Raw genomic sequence first — 14,977 nt, 5'->3', positions numbered from 1 at the left:
TTCTGAGTTTGAGGATGGAGAAGGAGTCTGGCGGGTCATTGAAAAATATGGCCGGTGTTGTGAACCCTGCCTATGCCTGCTGCGGAAATATTCCCACCTCGGACCACCTTAAAAGAGAAGAAGAGAATCTATTTTCAATATCCAATAAAATAGAAAAGGGAGAAACGTTGGATCGAATCATTGTTTTTCTGATTACGGGCTGGTCAGGTTTTTTTTTAATGTCCGTTGAAATATTAAGCGGGCGAATTCTTGCTCCATACTTTGGCGGCAGTATCCATGTTTGGGGCGCTATAATCACAATTTTCATGCTGGCTCTGGCAATCGGTTATCTGATAGGTGGGCGTCTATCCGTAAACCAGCCATCAATACAAAAACTTTCATTTATTTTGCTGGCAGCTGCTGTGTTGACGACACCAATTGTTCTGTTGGATCCCTATGCGTTAGATGCAATATTTTCCGTTGTTCAGGACCCGAGATACGGTTCTCTGGCCTCAGCGACAACCCTCTTTTTTTTGCCGACAGTTATCACGGGAATAATCTCTCCCTATGCTGTTCGCCTGCTGGTCAATGAGTGCAGATTCAGCGGCCGCTATGCGGGCCTTTTGTATTTTGTTTCAACATTGGGAAGTGCGACTGGAGCGCTCATGACCGCTTTTTATCTCGTGCTCTATCTTGAGACAAATCAGATAGTATGGATTTTAATTAGCATATCCATGATGCTGGGATTGTTCTCACTGTTGTTTACTCGCTCGTGTGTTCAAAATTGATTTTGAAAAAAAAGTTATTATAATCCGCAGAAAAAAGCCAATTCCACTTGGTAAATGCGAAGCTTGGTTGCTCCGGAAGGTGATGAATGTGATTAGATTTTGTATGATTATTATTACATCCCTCTGGGTGATTTTCTGTGGAACAACAGTCAATGCAACAGCTAAAATTATTCACATTGAGCGATCCATATATCGCAATATCATTGTTTCCGATAGCTTTGGTACGAGGTGTTTGCGGTTCAGCAGGCAGAATAACATTGAGCAATCATGCATATCTCTTAATGACCCTGCTTCTTTCCTGTTCGATTGTAACAAGATGATGATGGGTGCGTTGTATCTCCGCCCGAATCCCCGAAAAATATTGATTGTCGGCCTCGGAGGAGGCACTTTGCCGACAGCACTCATGAGGATATTGCCTGAATCGGAGATACATGTTGTTGAACTGGATCCGGCGATGGTGCGTGTTGCCAAAAAATACTTCAATTTTCAGCCCACTGCAAAGGTTCTGGTTGCGGAAGAAGATGGCCGGGTATTTGTGAAACGTGCAATCAAAAATGGAGCTAAATATGATTTAATCATGTTGGACGCATTTGATGATAAATACGTTCCGGGACACATGCTGACTCAGCAATTCCTGCAAGAAGTAAAAAGTATTCTGATGCCGGATGGAGTCCTTGCCGCAAATACCTTTTCTCATTTTAACGATCGCTACGATAACGAATCGGTAACATACGAGTCAGTCTATGGTGATTTTTACAATTTAAAGAAGCTCTTTCAAAATGTTAGAATTATAATCGCCAAGCAGAGTGACCTTCCTTCCCTTTGGGAAGTAAAAGAAAATTCCAAAATTCTTGAAGAAAAGTTGCGGCCCCTGGGAATCCAGCCATCATGGCTGCTGCCATTTTTTACTACGGATCAAGATTGGGATAAGGAAGCACGTGTCCTGACAGACCAGTTTTTGCCGAAAGGTATTTCGTTCTGAATTAAGGGCACTTCAGCCGATAATGTATAAAGTTCTACGAACCTCTTCAGCCCCCCCCTCAGTGCCCCTGTTGTCGTTCTGTCCCAAAGATCGCCGGTTGAAGTGTCAACAGTTTTTCGGACACAAGATTAAGCAGCTTCCTTCATGGCTTCAAAGACAAACGGAGCGTCATAGCCGTAAGCAGAATGGAGCCGGTGACGATTGTAAAAAACTTCGATGTACTCGAATATTGCAGCCCTGGCGTCCTCGCGAGTCTGAAAATTGCAGTGATGAACCAGTTCAGTTTTGAGGGTGTGGAAAAACACTCGGCGACGGCATTATTCCAGCAGTCGCATCCGTTAAATCCGTGTGCAGGCTCCTATCTCATCGCCTGGCGGCGTACAGTGACGGACTCGCCGCCGATCCCCCAGTTGTCGGTATCGACCTCATCGATCACCACAACCGTTGTCGCCGGATTCTTTCCGAGCACATCGACCAGGAGTTGGGTCGCCCCTTTAATCAGGGCGGCTTTCTGTTCTGTGGTTGCACCTTCGCGGGTGATCTTGATATTGACGTAGGGCATTTTGCCTTCTCCTTTTGCGGGCGTTCGGGGCACTACCTGTCTTTAAGCTCTTTCTTGACTGATTTAATGAAGCGACCGAAGTCCTTGTCCTTTTTTCGCTTCTCGGCATACGACTGTTGGTAATGTTCAGACTCTCGCCTTAACTTGACAAAGTTCTCGTAGTGGTCGGCGCTGATTCTCCCGCGCTCCAATGCAGCCTGCACCGCGCAGCCTCGTTCGTTGCTATGGGTGCAATCCCGGAAGTGGCACTGCGTCGCCAGCGTCAGGATGTCAGCGTAACTGGCTTCGATTCCGCCTTCCGCCCCCAATAGACCGAACTCCCGCATACCGGGGTTGTCGATGACCATCGCGCCATTTTCAAGAAGGATGAGCTCCCTCCTGACAGTGGTATGTCGCCCTTCGCCCGTTCCGCTGACATCCTTGGTCTCAAGGACATCACGACCGACCAGGGCATTGATAAGGGTGCTCTTGCCGACGCCGGATGACCCGACAAAACAATAGGTCTTACCGGGATCAAGGACACTCTTCAGGCTATCGACGCCCTCGTTCGTGACATTACTCAACGTCACAATGGATTCGGAAATACCCGCGCTCCTGATCTTCTCCAGCTGGACCGCCAAAGCATCGGGGGTGACCAGATCAATCTTGGTCAGCAGGATAAGCGGGGTCGCGCCGCCATCCTTGACCATAACCAGATAGCGTTCCAGCCTCTTGAGGTTGAAGTCGAAGTGGCAGGACTGGACGACGACGACAAAGTCGACATTGGCCGCAATCATCTGGTATTCGACGGAATCACCAGCCGCTTTGCGACGAAGATCCGTTTGCCGCTCAAGCACGCCATGCACTATTCCGAACAGATCCTGGGCAGATTTCTCCACGCAAACCCAGTCGCCGACGCAGGGGCGTTGCATCGAGCCCTCTGATTCATGCAGGTACTTTCCGGAGAGTTTCGCGCGGAAGAAACCGTGCTCACCGACTAAAAGAAGCTGGTCGCGATCAACCGCAGCAACACGGGCCATGACGTTATCCGTGCTACAAAGACCGGTTTGCGATGCAAACCATTCGTTCCAGCCCAGAGCATCGAGTGTGAATTTTGTCATGCTGGTTTCTCGAAAGTTATTTGTTGATCATTCAGAGAAGGGCGACTCATCGGGTCGCCCTTGTTGCTTTGATAACGGGGTGCCCGGTTGACCCGCAAGCCTGGCCTTTTCGGGCTGGCGGCGTCCAATCGGCTGGTTGGAAGTTTTATTCGCTTCGATTATTCACTTTTGTCTGGTGTCAACTGGCTGCCCCCGCCTCTGTTGTCTTTATAACCCCACCGGTATGTCGTAAGGATGCGGGCGACCTTTCCCAGTTTCGACAAATTCCTTGAGGCTCAGCAGGAAAAGGGCCCAGTGCATCGAGGTTCGAGGAAAGAATTTGGCATCCTTGCACCATTTTGAGTGGCGAAGGTGAAGTAGCGTTTTCTCGCCTTCGCGAATGATTTTCCATTCAATTTCGGTGTTGACCCATTCCGGATCGCTCCGCTCAGTTGCGCGCCACCGCACTAGTTCATCTACCTTCAGAGTCGTTACAACCATCTCCTTTAAAAATTTCCCGTAAAACCAGAATTCCAATTTCTTGCCTTCGGAGGATTCCCCCCGCGTATCGGTGGTCCACCAATGTGCAAGCTTTCTCACATCGGTCAGCGCATCATAAAGCTCACCTGGGGAAGCATTGATTATGATTTCATGCCATATTTCACGATAGTTCATTGCAGACACCTCCTACTAGGTATGCCGGCATAAAGTTTCAGCCTCTGTATGTGTCCGTGTTGTGGCGGTTTCACCTTATTGATACATTACATTATTCTCGTCTTGTCCAACGGGGCTGAGGCTGACCAGTCTGCTTTTAGGCTGGTCGTGCCGATGGTTGATAATAACTCTTGTTTAATAAAAGGGGAATTGAGCGTTGACATCTCAATTCCCCTCTTTAGACATCGCGTAGTCGCTGTTACTCAATAGGGAAGAGAGCGACGCATACTCTTGGCACCAAGCTTAACTTTTCACCTTCTCAATCATGTGGTTGATGACATGGCTGTGCTCGCGCTGAGGGCTGAACATGATGATTTCCGCGTCTGAATTGACCTTTACATTGTGCCCGGGTGGCCAGTAAAAAAGATCATTCGCATTGACCATCTCCTGTGCGCCATTCGCGTCGGTCGTGGTGAGTTGGCCTCGCAAGACGAATCCCCAGTGTGGGCACTGACACATATTGCCTTCTAGTCCCTGAAATAGCGGGGTGGTGTCGACTCCCGCCGAGAGGCTGAAGAACTCGCCGCTGATCTTGCCTAATCCTGTTGCGTCGCCAAAATCTGTTTGTTGACGGATCACGGCACCAGGAATCTCCATCTTTACGTCCACATCGTCTTTGGCTATTCGCATGCTCGTTTCTCCTTTGTGTTAATGGTTTCTTTTTATTTTATCACTGAATCTGTCTCAATCAACGGGCATGGCTTTGACCTGCCGGTTCTTTGGGCAGGTCGTAAGCCTTGTTGGACATTTATTTTGCTCATGGTTTACACATGTTTTGTGTCGAGGGCTAGACCCATAAGAGCAGATTTATCAATCCGGTTTTCAAGGCATAGTTTTCCCATGAAGGAACTCAATAAACTCATCAGAATTCTGACCCAGAAAGTCTTCGAGAAATTTAAAGTTCAACCAGAGGACAAAAGAAAAGTTACTCTCAAAATGCTCCTTAAATTTTTCTATGTTAGTTTTGTCCATTGCTTTACCGTCTACCCTTGCAACATAAGGAGCTTCAGCCGTCTTAGGTTTAAAATTATGGTCAGTAATCTTATGGGGGACGCAGTTGATTAGTTGACTAACTCTTCGACTTTACCCCATTTATCGGGATTCTCCCGGATCATGACTTCCCCGCGTGATGCGCTGCGGCAAACTCCGGAACGTGTGAGCCCCAATGCTCTGGCGATGATCTCACCGCTGTAACCGATCTTTCGCGCAGCCAGAAAACAGATGATGCTCTTCGTATCGACGACCAGAGGGTTTCTCCCTCGCTGCGACAACCCCTTTGCGTCAACCCCGGCAAAGTCGGCCACGCGTTTTATCAGCTCCGGCAGCGGCAGGAGAGTACCGAGTCTCGCTGCAATCTCCTTTTCCTGTCGCAACTCTTCGACAAAATCGGCTCCGCCGAGAATCCTGTCGTCGTAAGCGGTGACGACCTCGTCACCGGTCAGCTTCAACGCTCGTTTCAGCCCGCCCCCCACAAGTTCATCTCTCTTCCCCAGGGAGATACCGTCAGCAACAAAGGAGCGATATCTTTCCCGAGCCGTCCTTGTCTCCTTCCCGAAATAGGCAAGGACTTCCGCAACATTCTGTTGTGCCATCTCCCGCCGCCCCATCAATACCGCATGCCCGCACCAGGGATAAACGTCCAGGTCCGTCAGGTCTTGCACCAGTCCGGCGCGCAACGGGTTGAGGTGAATGTAGCGAACCAGTTCAAGGAGATAGGGATTTTCCTCGCAGATGATAGATTTATAGCGGTTTTGGAAAAGGTGGCCGGTGCGGTGATGGCGCAGGTTGAATGAGACAGCATGGCCGGTCAAAAGCCGCCGCATGAAATGTCCCAGAGTGTCTTTTGTCGGACGCAAGAGAAGATGAGCATGATTGCTCATCAGCGACCAGGCCAGGCATTCCGTCCCTGTCTGAGTCAACAAGGCGGAAAAGCGCTCCATAAATGACCGCCGGTCAGTGTCATTGAGGAAGATATCCCGACGTTCAACTCCTCTGAAGATGACGTGTTGGAGGACTCCGGGGATGTCAAGGCGTGCGGCTCGTGGCATGATGTCCAATCATACAAGGGGTTATTTCCAAATCAACAAATCAACTGCGTCCCCCATGCCCATCGATTCTTATCAAATTTTCATCCGCTGTCAAAGGAAATCTTGCCGCCCCTTTTTCCCCCGCTTACATTGGTTGGCGTTAGCGTCTGCGTGTTTGACCGCCCTCGATCGCCATGTTAAGGTTACCACAGCAAAAACAGAAGGAGTCCCTCATGCTCATGGCCCGCTCAGCTATCGAATCCTGCCTCACCTCTCTCCCCGAAACCGTTGACTCCGAAGAGGTCATGTATCGCCTCTATCTGCTCGAAAAGATCGAAGCCGGCGAGAAGGATTTGCGCGAGGGCCGCGTCGTCTCCCACGACGAAGCCATGGAAAGACTTGCCCGCCGATGGCAGGGCTGAAGTGGACGCTCAAGGCGGTTGGTGACCTTGAGCTGATTTACGATTATATTGCTGCCGACTCCCCGTGGTACGCCCGCATCCAGGTAGAGAGACTGTACAAGTCGGTCGAACACCTCAGAACCTTCCCCGAAGCCGGCCGTCACTTGCCGGAATTTCCGCAACGCCCACATCGTGAAGTCATCAACGGTGCTTATCGCTGCATCTATCGTTATGAAGAGCAGAGCGATACCGTCTTTGTAATAACGGTCGTGCATGGCAGCCGTCTGTTGACCGCACAACTCCTTGATCCGCCGACTTAGTCGATAATCCCCCTCGCTACACCTTGAACATCAGAAGAGTTCCCGCTTTTGCAGAGGCAGATCGGTCCGATCAGCAAGAAAGTCGCCCGGCACCGGGGACGCATTGGCGAAGAAGCTCTCCCGGCCCTGCCGTTTGGGGCGAAGAACCACGACCTTCCCTTGGCGTTCGATATACGCGGCATCGCTCTTATCCTCTGGATAAAGATGGACCGCCAGCCAGATCGCCCCCTCGGAAACCCGCTGCACACTATGCGGCACCCCCGCCGGCAGGAAGAGGTGATCGCCTGCCTTGAGAGCTATTGTCTCGCCCGCAACCTGAAGGGTGGCTTCCCCCTGGACAAGCACTACCCATTCATCCTGGGGCTGCACATACTCGCACGGCACCATCGCCGCAGAACTCACAATCCGCTCAACGACGAGATTCCTGTGCTTCAGGATCATTTCGAAGCGCTCGCCTTCCAAAGGAGGGAGAGCATCGGCAAAGAGGTTTCCGGTCTGCATGGTTCAGCCCTGCTTTCTCTTGCGATTGGCGTTCAGATGCGCCGCGCCTTGCCGCTGATCTGGTCGATATCGATACGAATAACCTTGGTCTTCTCCCACTTGGCGGCAACATAGGCCAGCCCCTCGGCAAGGAAGGGGGCGGAATATTTCCGCAGCAGCCCTTCGAGGGCCTGCTGCTTCTCTGCGTCCAGGACCTCGACAGCCCGGCCAAAGACGATGACGCTTTCGTAGCGGGTGGAGAAGCTTTCCGGCAGCACCTCGGTCTTCCCGACCACGCAGAAGGAGACCCGGCTGTCGGCGGCAAGATTTTCGATCTTGTGCCCGGCCTGGGCGCAGTGAAAGTAAATGGCATTGTCGATGACACAATAACTGAGGGGGAGGCCGTACGGCTGACCGTCGGCTCCGCAGGTAGAGAGGATGCCGTATTCGCTCTCTTCCAGGAGTTGCCGGGCTTCACTTTCACTGATGCCGCGTTCCGGGCGGCGCATGGGATGATTCATTGGTAGATTCTCCTGAAGGTCTGTCGTATTGAAACTCCCTTAAGTCCTTCCGAGACTCACTTCTCCTGTCGCACTTCCAGTCGCAATCCTTCAATTTTTTCGAAATCACGCCGGTTCGCAGTAATGACTGTATAATCGAGAGAAATAGCCGTCGCGGCAATGATTAAGTCGTGCGCACCAACCGTAAAGCCGCGCTGTATGAGCGAGGCCCATATTCTCGCGTAGATGCGCGCAACACTGTTATCAAAGGGGTACACAGGGAACAGTTCTATCACCTTTTCAACAAAAGCCTGCCGGCGGATCCTGCGGATTTCGGAGTCAGCGCGTTCGACGCCATGAAGAAGCTCAGCGACAGTGACAACGCTGATGCCGAAGGGTTCGTCTTCGCGACCAGCCACGAGATTCTCGACCATTCCGCGATTTCTTTCCAGGGCGATGATCTCGGAGGAGTCAAGGATTACTCCCATGGTAGTGCCTCGGGCATCGCCGGCTGTGCATTTTCCGCCGCTATGACATCGGCTGCAAAAGCTGTGTCGTTGCTGTCGAGATGGGGGAGAGTTTGTAAGATCTGGCGCAGGTCAGCCAAGGTCGCACCAGCACTGGCCGGCTCTACCGGAACCAGGGCGGCGGCCGGCTTGCCGCCACGAATGACGGTATAGCGATCACCACGGTATTTGATGTTGTTGAGGAGTTCTGAAAAATTTCGGACCGCCTCGGTTGAACTAATGGCTACGCGCATAGCAGCTCCTGTAAAATATGATAATCATATTTTACATTATTATTAATCTCTAGCAACAAAGAAATTAGATTATTACGCCTGCATCTCTTCCAAAAAGGTTAGTGACTTCAGCGGCCTGGTCAAATGCTGGTTTAGCGCATCACGGAGAATCTTTCCTCCTTCGTTCAAGGTCCGTTCACCAAAATGGAAGCCGCTAAAAGCTTCGATCGGGGTGCGGGCGAGGCGGGAGAGGGTGCCGATGGTGCCGAGAGAGACGGGGATCAGCCCCGGCGGGGCGCAGGCCGGGCAGAGGCTGCCACCCATTTCAGCACTGAATGAGAAGGTGTAGGGGAGGGGGCCGAAGCAGGCGGCGCAGTGGAGGAGGTGGGGAGCGTAACCGGAGTGGAAGAGGAGACGGACTTCGAGGAGCAGGCGCGCTTCCGGCGTGGCGCCGGCGCTGGAAAGGTGGTCGAGATAGGCGGCGAGGAGGGCAAAGATCTCGGGGTGGCCGTGGCCGCCGCCGAGGGCTTCGACCAGTTCGCAGCCGTAAGCGGCGAGGGCGAGGCGTTGCAGATCGCTGCGCAGGCCGACGCGCAGGTCGATCAGTTCGGCGTCGCGCAGGCTGAGAAATTCTCCCCCCTTGGGGGCGCTGTAATGGAGACGGACCTGGGCGAAGGATTCAAGGGCCGGGCCGAAGCGTTTGCGACTGGCGCGGGCGTTGCGGGCGAAACCTTTGCAGATTCCGTCCTCCGGGGTGAGGAAGGTGACGATGCGGTCACTCTCGCCGTAGTCGCGATGGTGAAGGATGATGGCGTCGCTGGCGTGCAGGTTCATCGGCGGCAGCGCTCCCCCTGCCGCGTGCCGCGGCGTGCCATCTCGGCATCGATGGCGTTGAGGACTTCCCATTTTTTCAGCGACCACAGCGGGGCGAGGAGGCGGTCGCGGGGGCCGTCGCCGGTGAGACGCTGGATCACCGTTGCCGGGTGGAGATGTTCGAGAACATCGCAGGCGAGAGTGACGTAACTCTCCTGATCAAGGACGGAGATCTCGCCGCGCTGGTAGGCAGCGCCGAGTTCGGTGCCGCTGAGGATATGGAGGAGGTGGAGCTTGACCCCGTCGAGGCAAAGGCGCGCCATTTCCTTGGTGGTGGCGAGGATGTCAGCGTGACTTTCGCCGGGGAGGCCAAGGATAAGGTGGGCGCAGACGCGCAGACCACGCTGCCGTGCCCGCGCCAGGGCGTCAAGGAAGCAGCCATAATCGTGGCCGCGCCGCAGTCGTTGCAAGGTGGCGTCGTGGCTGGATTGCACGCCGATCTCCAGCCAGAGATCGGTGCGCCGGGCGTAATCGCCGAGAAGGTCGAGGACGTCATTTGGGAGGCAATCCGGGCGGGTGCCGATGGCGAGACCAACAACGCCATCGACGCTGAGGGCTTCGTCGTAGAGACGGCGCAACTCTTCGACCGGTGCGTAGGTGTTGGAGAAGGGTTGAAAATAGGCGATGAACTGCTCGGCCTTGTACTTGCGCTGCATGATCTCTTTGCCCGCCTGCAGTTGGGCGGCGACACTGAGGCGGTGGTCGAGTCCGACCGATCCTGAACCGGTGGGGTCGCAAAAGATGCAGCCGCCCTGTTCCCGTCCGCCGTCGCGATGTGGGCAGCCGAAACCGGCATCGACGGAGATCTTGTGCACCCGCCGGCCGAATTGCTCTTTGAGTCGATTCGAATAGAGATGATAACGCTTCGCTTCCATGGCGGAACTATGCCACGGAAAGGGACGAGAGGGCAAATCCGCCAAAAGATTAAGTTCTCTTTTTCTTGGCAATTAAAAAGATCGTGTTATACTTTTGCGCAACGCTCATCGCTCTGCTCTTTCCCCTTTGATTTCGGATTATTAATCAGTGAATAATTTTTCGACAGCCCTTTTTTGCAGCGATCCGCTGCACTGTCCCCACCCGCCGATCGGGGGGGATGATGCGTTGGTCTTTGATCGCTGTTTCGACTGTCCTGACTTCTGGCGGAACGTGCGCGATCTCGCCCAGGGGACGGAGGAGGGGACGGTCCCGTCCCTCGCCACCGCCCTGTTATATGCCCAGCATCGTCTTGAAGAACTCAACTATCGCCTTGAGGTTAATGATCGGGAGTTTGAATTCCTGCGAGATGTCGGGATTTTTCTTCAGGGCTCCGTGGGCCGCGATGAAGTTATCGTTATGGCCTTGACGGCGATTACCGCCGGCAAAGGGTATGGATTGAATCGAGCCGTCCTTCTCCTTGTCGACGAGGCTCGCGAGCAATTGAACGGTTACCTCGCCGTCGGGCCGCGCACCGCAGCTGAGGGGTGGCAGATCTGGAACGAGATTGCTGAGCGGGACGAATCGCTCGAAGAGATGGCGCGGCGTTTTCTGGCCGAAAAGTTGACAGCTGAACAGGCGCGTTTTCGCGATCTCCTTGATGGCCTCTCCATCCCCTTGAACCGTCATGATCACCTCTTTGTCTCAACATTGGAAAGTCGTCAGTCGGTGCATATCTCCCAGCCCTGGAATGAGCCGGGGCTTGATCCGCGGCAGGTCGAACTTCTTGGTACCAGTGAACTGGTCCTCGTCCCCCTGCTGAGCGGCGACCGGCGCATCGGCATCCTCCTTGCCGACAATATCGTCACCCGGGCGCCGATCAGTGAGAATGACCTGCACCGTCTCGAAACCTTTGCTCTGCCGGTCTCTTACGCCATTGAGCGGGCTGCTCTCTACGAACGACTCCGTCAGGAGCTGAGCAAACTGACCGAAGCGCACCAGCGACTCAGCGCCCAGCAGGAAGTCATTGTCCGCATGGAGAAACTGGCGCTGATCGGCGAGATGTCGGCCGATATCGCCCACCGCATTCGTAATCCCTTGACGATTATCGGTGGTTATGCCCGCCGTCTCCTCAAGGGGGAGCTCAGCACCGAACAGCGGCAGGGGATCGAAGTCATTCTCCGTCAGAGCGAGCTCATCGGCGAAACGACCAGCCATCTTTTGGCGGAAACCGACAGTCAACACCCGCCGCACGATCGCTGGAATCTCGGCAAGACGATTACCGCGGCGCTGCTCCTTCATGCGGCGAAGATGAAAGTCCGGGGGATTACCTGCTCATTCGAGCCGCCCGAGAACGAAGTTATTGCGCTCTTTGATCTCAAAAAGGTCAGTTACTGTTTGAAGATTATTATTGATCGCTGCATCGGCGCGTTGCCGGAGGGAGGAGCTCTTAAGATTGAGCTGAGCCGGGGGGAAGCGGAGATCTCCGTGAGTTTCTCGTTTGGCGGGAAGACAATTTTAGATGATGAAGAAGGGGAGGCCGGTAAAAGTCAGCCCCGCGATATAGAGCTTGCCCTGGTGATGCGGATGTTGAAGCAGCAAGGGGGACAAATTGTACGAGAGGAGCGTCCGGATGGCGGCGCAACCTATACAGTTATCCTCCCCGACAACAAGGAGAACAATCATGGCTAAACTGTTGCTGGTTGACGATGAACGGGACATCCGCCACCTCTTTGCCGCCGAACTCGAAGACGAAGGCTATCAGGTGGAGACGGCGGCTTCGGTGGCCGAGGCCGAGGAAGCGTTGGCACAATCGAGCTTCGATCTGATGATTCTTGATGTGCAGATGCCGGGCGAGAGTGGTTTGCAGCTGTTGCAGCGACTGGCCAGCGAACGCTCGCCTCTGCCGGTGATCCTTTGCACCGCCTACAGCAGTTACAAGGACGATTTTTCGTCGTGGATCGCCGATGGCTATGTGGTCAAGAGTTCCGATTTCTCTGAATTGAAGTCGGAAGTGGCCCGGGTCCTGGCGAAGAACAAACAGTAAAAACAATTATGAAGGATGAATTCATAATTTTTTCTTCTACGGAGGCGTTATGAAAGCAGTGATAATGGCAGGAGGATTCGGAACCCGTATTCAGCCTTTGACCATCGATCTTCCCAAGCCGATGATCCCGCTGGTCAACCGGCCGATCATGCTCCATATCGTCGACCTTTTAAAAAAACACGGCATCACCGAGCTGATCTTCCTCCTTTACCATCAGCCGATGACCATCAAGCGTTTCTTCGGTGATGGCAGCGAATTCGGCGTGCGGATTACCTATGTCACCCCTCTGGAAGACTTCGGCACCGCCGGGGCGGTCAAGGCGGCAGCCAAATATCTCGACGATACTTTTCTGATTATCAGCGGTGACCTCCTCACCGATTTTGACCTGTCGCGGGCCATCGCTTTCCATCGGGAAAAGCAGGCGCTGGCAACGATCACCCTGACGTCGGTGAAAGATCCCTTGCAGTTCGGGGTCGTCATCACCAACAAGGAAGGGCGGATCAACAAATTTCTCGAAAAGCCGGGGTGGGGCGAAGTCTTCTCCGACACCATCAACACCGGTATTTATGTTCTGGAGCCGGCCGTCCTCGATCTGATCGACGACCATGCCAACCTCGACTGGTCAAAGGATATCTTCCCGCGCATGCTCGAAGAACAATCACCCCTCTTTGGCTGCACTCTCAGCGGTTATTGGGCGGATATCGGCAATACTGAGGCGTACCTCGAAGCCAGTCATGACATCTGTGCCGGGCGTATCAACGTCAAGATTGATGAGCAGGCACCGCCGGGGAGCCAGATCTATCTCGGTCATGAAGCGCAGAGCCGCAACGCCATCCTTGAAGGGATGGTGGTGATCGGCGAGAACAGCCAGATTCATGCCGGTGCTCACCTCAAAAACAGTATTATCGGCCGTAACTGTTCGATCGAAGAAGGGGTTGAGCTTGATGGCGCGGTCCTTTGGGACAACGTCCACCTCAAAAAGGGGAGCCGGGTACAGGGCGCGGTCCTTTGTCACAGTGTCCGACTAGGTGAAGAGGTCATCATCGAAGAGGGAGCGATCATCGGCGCCGAGACGATTGTCGGCGCGCAGGCGCTGATCAAGAAGGATGTCAAGATCTGGCCGCGTAAAGAGGTGGAAGGAGGGGCGATCGTTACCACCAATCTTATCTGGGGGGAGAAGTGGCGCAAGAGTCTCTTCGAGGGGGCGATGGTGCGCGGCCTGACCAATGTCGAACTCACCCCCGAGTTTGCCGCCAAGCTCGGTGCTGCCTACGGTTCCACCCTGCCCAAGGATTCCTTTATTCTTGCCGGTCGCGATCCGATTCACGCTTCGCGCATGCTCAAACGTGCCTTCCTCGGCGGCGTCCTTTCCAGCGGGGTCAATGTGCGCGATGTCAAGATGATCTCCCTGCCGGTGCTGCGCTACAAGCTCACCACCTTCGGTGAGGTCGGCGGTGTCCATTTTCGCCAGGCCATGGATGATCCCGCCATCACCGAGATTATCTTTTACGATGCCGATGGCGTCGAGATCTCGGTGAATTCGGCAAAAGCGATCGAGCGGGTCTTTTTCAAGGAGAACTTCCGTCGCGTCCATTACACCGAACCCGGAGCGATTCACGAACTCCCGCGCATCTACGATTTTTATCATGAAGGTTTCCTGCGGGCCATCGACCGCGACCTCCTCCGCCGCGCTGCCCCCAAGGTCGTCATCGATCTTAATCACTCTCCGGCCGGTGCCGTTCTCCCTGCCCTGTTGAGTGAAATCGGTTGTGAAGTCATCGAACTCAATGCCCACATGGTCGAAGCTTATACCGGCAAGACTGCCGACCAGACCGAGCGGGCGATCGATCAACTGTCGCGCATCGTCGTCACCCTGGAGGCGGTCGCCGGTTTCTGGATGGGACCCTCGGGCGAACGGATCCGTATGGTCGACGAAACCGGTTTTGTTCTCAGTGAGCTTGAGGCCCTGATGACCCTGGTCTCCCTGACCTGCCGTGCCAAAAAACAGGGGATCCTCGTCGTCCCTGTCGCCGCCCCTTCGGCGGTGGAGTTGGCGGCAAAGGGGGAAGGATTGAAGGTCAAGCGAGTGAAAGAGGACGGCCGCGCCCTGGTCGAGGCGGCCAAGGAGAAACAGGTGTGCATGGCCGCCGCCCTCGATGGCCGTATCGCCTTTCCGGTCTTCCAGCCCAACTTTGATGCACTCTTTACGGTCGTCAAGACCCTGGAGATGCTCACCCGTACCGGTCTTAAGCTCGGGCAGCTGCGCAGTGAACTGTCGCAACGCACCTATTGCCGGGCGCAGCTCCCCTGTTCTTTTGATCTGAAGGGGGGGATTATGCGCAAGATGAGTGAGGACTCGGTCGATCTTGATGTCTCCTTTATCGATGGCGTCAAAGTTTACCTCGATGATGCCTGGGTGTTGGTTCTTCCGGATCAGTATCGCTCACTGGTCCATGTCGTCGCGGAAGCGGATGATTCAGAGCGGGCAAAGCGCCTGCTTGATGACTATTGCCGTAAAGTCGAAGCCTGGCAGCAGGAGTTGCGCCGCGACTGATACTTGCACTCCTGGCGCGA

Annotated in this window: 20 protein-coding genes; 8 read left to right on the top strand and 12 right to left on the bottom strand. The window is 54.1% G+C overall.

Translation table 11 applies throughout. From position 1 onward, the window contains the following. The first annotated feature begins 218 nt into the window (after positions 1–218). Positions 219–767, top strand: coding sequence for a glycosyl transferase (locus CVU69_10655; protein PKN11827.1), 549 nt, complete (start codon positions 219–221; stop codon positions 765–767). 82 nt (positions 768–849) lie between these two features. Beyond that, positions 850–1,749: a spermidine synthase gene (locus CVU69_10650; GenBank protein PKN11795.1), complete on the top strand. Its 900-nt coding sequence runs from the start codon at positions 850–852 to the stop codon at positions 1,747–1,749. A gap of 128 nt (positions 1,750–1,877) precedes the next feature. Here CVU69_10650 and CVU69_10645 read toward each other — a convergent pair whose 3' ends face one another. The 5 genes from CVU69_10645 to CVU69_10625 all read right to left on the bottom strand — a co-directional run bounded on the left by CVU69_10645 (position 1,878) and on the right by CVU69_10625 (position 4,734). Then, positions 1,878–2,054, bottom strand: coding sequence for a hypothetical protein (locus CVU69_10645; GenBank protein PKN11794.1), 177 nt, complete (start codon positions 2,052–2,054; stop codon positions 1,878–1,880). Between the two features lie 53 nt (positions 2,055–2,107). Further along, positions 2,108–2,311: a tautomerase gene (locus CVU69_10640; protein PKN11793.1), complete on the bottom strand. Its 204-nt coding sequence runs from the start codon at positions 2,309–2,311 to the stop codon at positions 2,108–2,110. A 32-nt stretch (positions 2,312–2,343) separates the two neighbouring features. Next, complete coding sequence (gene rsgA, locus CVU69_10635) at positions 2,344–3,411, bottom strand: ribosome small subunit-dependent GTPase A (GenBank protein PKN11792.1); 1,068 nt, start codon at positions 3,409–3,411, stop codon at positions 2,344–2,346. Between the two features lie 207 nt (positions 3,412–3,618). Continuing rightward, positions 3,619–4,065, bottom strand: a complete 447-nt coding sequence (locus CVU69_10630; protein ID PKN11791.1) for an SRPBCC domain-containing protein — start codon at positions 4,063–4,065, stop codon at positions 3,619–3,621. Positions 4,066–4,347: 282 nt separating this feature from the next. Then, entirely contained in the window at positions 4,348–4,734 is a 387-nt protein-coding gene (locus CVU69_10625) for a hypothetical protein (protein PKN11790.1), read from the bottom strand. 210 nt (positions 4,735–4,944) lie between these two features. Here CVU69_10625 and CVU69_10620 point away from each other — a divergent pair, with 210 nt between their 5' ends. After that, positions 4,945–5,169, top strand: coding sequence for a hypothetical protein (locus CVU69_10620; GenBank protein PKN11789.1), 225 nt, complete (start codon positions 4,945–4,947; stop codon positions 5,167–5,169). Here the strand turns inward: CVU69_10620 and CVU69_10615 are convergent. After that, the gene (locus CVU69_10615) at positions 5,166–6,152 is read right to left on the bottom strand and encodes a transposase (protein PKN11788.1); all 987 of its coding nucleotides are present in this window, start codon (positions 6,150–6,152) and stop codon (positions 5,166–5,168) included. The two genes, CVU69_10620 and CVU69_10615, sit on opposite strands and share 4 nt — an antisense overlap. Positions 6,153–6,364: 212 nt before the next feature. On the opposite strand from CVU69_10615, the gene CVU69_10610 reads away from it, so the two are divergent. After that, positions 6,365–6,553 (top strand): hypothetical protein, encoded by a 189-nt coding sequence (locus CVU69_10610; protein PKN11787.1) that lies wholly within the window; start codon positions 6,365–6,367, stop codon positions 6,551–6,553. Further along, entirely contained in the window at positions 6,541–6,852 is a 312-nt protein-coding gene (locus CVU69_10605) for a type II toxin-antitoxin system RelE/ParE family toxin (GenBank protein PKN11786.1), read from the top strand. Before CVU69_10610 ends, CVU69_10605 begins: the two co-directional genes overlap by 13 nt. Positions 6,853–6,882: 30 nt before the next feature. On the opposite strand, the gene CVU69_10600 is transcribed toward CVU69_10605, so the two are convergent. The 6 genes from CVU69_10600 to CVU69_10575 form a co-directional block, all read right to left on the bottom strand. Further along, positions 6,883–7,353 (bottom strand): hypothetical protein, encoded by a 471-nt coding sequence (locus CVU69_10600; protein ID PKN11785.1) that lies wholly within the window; start codon positions 7,351–7,353, stop codon positions 6,883–6,885. A 32-nt stretch (positions 7,354–7,385) separates the two neighbouring features. Next, complete coding sequence (locus CVU69_10595) at positions 7,386–7,853, bottom strand: MFS transporter (GenBank protein PKN11784.1); 468 nt, start codon at positions 7,851–7,853, stop codon at positions 7,386–7,388. 56 nt (positions 7,854–7,909) lie between these two features. Next, on the bottom strand, positions 7,910–8,320 hold the full coding sequence (locus CVU69_10590; GenBank protein ID PKN11783.1) for a VapC toxin family PIN domain ribonuclease: 411 nt from the start codon (positions 8,318–8,320) through the stop codon (positions 7,910–7,912). After that, on the bottom strand, positions 8,311–8,592 hold the full coding sequence (locus CVU69_10585; protein ID PKN11782.1) for a hypothetical protein: 282 nt from the start codon (positions 8,590–8,592) through the stop codon (positions 8,311–8,313). The genes CVU69_10590 and CVU69_10585 overlap by 10 nt, the downstream gene beginning before the upstream one ends. Before the next feature lie 72 nt (positions 8,593–8,664). Then, positions 8,665–9,477 (bottom strand): DNA repair protein RecO, encoded by an 813-nt coding sequence (gene recO, locus CVU69_10580; protein ID PKN11781.1) that lies wholly within the window; start codon positions 9,475–9,477, stop codon positions 8,665–8,667. Beyond that, positions 9,402–10,319 carry a TIGR01212 family radical SAM protein gene (locus tag CVU69_10575; protein ID PKN11780.1) on the bottom strand — a complete coding sequence of 306 codons (918 nt, stop codon included), beginning with the start codon at positions 10,317–10,319 and terminating at the stop codon, positions 9,402–9,404. The genes recO and CVU69_10575 overlap by 76 nt, the downstream gene beginning before the upstream one ends. A gap of 148 nt (positions 10,320–10,467) precedes the next feature. Between CVU69_10575 and CVU69_10570 the strand changes: the two genes are divergently transcribed. From CVU69_10570 to CVU69_10560, 3 genes are read left to right on the top strand one after another with little or no spacing between them, the layout of a single operon-like run. Continuing rightward, complete coding sequence (locus CVU69_10570; GenBank protein PKN11779.1) at positions 10,468–12,048, top strand: hypothetical protein; 1,581 nt, start codon at positions 10,468–10,470, stop codon at positions 12,046–12,048. Beyond that, positions 12,041–12,403 (top strand): two-component system response regulator, encoded by a 363-nt coding sequence (locus tag CVU69_10565; protein PKN11778.1) that lies wholly within the window; start codon positions 12,041–12,043, stop codon positions 12,401–12,403. The genes CVU69_10570 and CVU69_10565 overlap by 8 nt, the downstream gene beginning before the upstream one ends. 49 nt (positions 12,404–12,452) lie before the next feature. Continuing rightward, the gene (locus tag CVU69_10560; GenBank protein PKN11777.1) at positions 12,453–14,957 is read left to right on the top strand and encodes a phosphoglucomutase; all 2,505 of its coding nucleotides are present in this window, start codon (positions 12,453–12,455) and stop codon (positions 14,955–14,957) included. Positions 14,958–14,977 lie beyond the last annotated feature (20 nt).

The organism is Deltaproteobacteria bacterium HGW-Deltaproteobacteria-4, from assembly GCA_002841765.1.
Lineage (GTDB): Bacteria > Desulfobacterota > Desulfuromonadia > Desulfuromonadales > UBA2197 > UBA2197.
This window is presented reverse-complemented; position numbering and strand designations above follow the sequence as displayed.

Bases quoted from the DNA above. Each gene is read 5' to 3' on its own strand.
- CVU69_10655 (PKN11827.1), top strand. From the start codon at position 219: ATGTCCGTTGAAATATTAAGCGGGCGAATTCTTGCTCCATACTTTGGC.
- CVU69_10650 (PKN11795.1), top strand. From the start codon at position 850: ATGAATGTGATTAGATTTTGTATGATTATTATTACATCCCTCTGGGTG.
- CVU69_10640 (PKN11793.1), bottom strand. From the start codon at position 2,311: ATGCCCTACGTCAATATCAAGATCACCCGCGAAGGTGCAACCACAGAA.
- rsgA (PKN11792.1), bottom strand. From the start codon at position 3,411: ATGACAAAATTCACACTCGATGCTCTGGGCTGGAACGAATGGTTTGCA.
- CVU69_10630 (PKN11791.1), bottom strand. From the start codon at position 4,065: ATGAACTATCGTGAAATATGGCATGAAATCATAATCAATGCTTCCCCA.
- CVU69_10625 (PKN11790.1), bottom strand. From the start codon at position 4,734: ATGCGAATAGCCAAAGACGATGTGGACGTAAAGATGGAGATTCCTGGT.
- CVU69_10620 (PKN11789.1), top strand. From the start codon at position 4,945: ATGAAGGAACTCAATAAACTCATCAGAATTCTGACCCAGAAAGTCTTC.
- CVU69_10615 (PKN11788.1), bottom strand. From the start codon at position 6,152: ATGCCACGAGCCGCACGCCTTGACATCCCCGGAGTCCTCCAACACGTC.
- CVU69_10610 (PKN11787.1), top strand. From the start codon at position 6,365: ATGCTCATGGCCCGCTCAGCTATCGAATCCTGCCTCACCTCTCTCCCC.
- CVU69_10605 (PKN11786.1), top strand. From the start codon at position 6,541: ATGGCAGGGCTGAAGTGGACGCTCAAGGCGGTTGGTGACCTTGAGCTG.
- CVU69_10600 (PKN11785.1), bottom strand. From the start codon at position 7,353: ATGCAGACCGGAAACCTCTTTGCCGATGCTCTCCCTCCTTTGGAAGGC.
- CVU69_10595 (PKN11784.1), bottom strand. From the start codon at position 7,853: ATGAATCATCCCATGCGCCGCCCGGAACGCGGCATCAGTGAAAGTGAA.
- CVU69_10590 (PKN11783.1), bottom strand. From the start codon at position 8,320: ATGGGAGTAATCCTTGACTCCTCCGAGATCATCGCCCTGGAAAGAAAT.
- CVU69_10585 (PKN11782.1), bottom strand. From the start codon at position 8,592: ATGCGCGTAGCCATTAGTTCAACCGAGGCGGTCCGAAATTTTTCAGAA.
- recO (PKN11781.1), bottom strand. From the start codon at position 9,477: ATGGGAAGTCCTCAACGCCATCGATGCCGAGATGGCACGCCGCGGCAC.
- CVU69_10575 (PKN11780.1), bottom strand. From the start codon at position 10,319: ATGGAAGCGAAGCGTTATCATCTCTATTCGAATCGACTCAAAGAGCAA.
- CVU69_10565 (PKN11778.1), top strand. From the start codon at position 12,041: ATGGCTAAACTGTTGCTGGTTGACGATGAACGGGACATCCGCCACCTC.
- CVU69_10560 (PKN11777.1), top strand. From the start codon at position 12,453: ATGAAAGCAGTGATAATGGCAGGAGGATTCGGAACCCGTATTCAGCCT.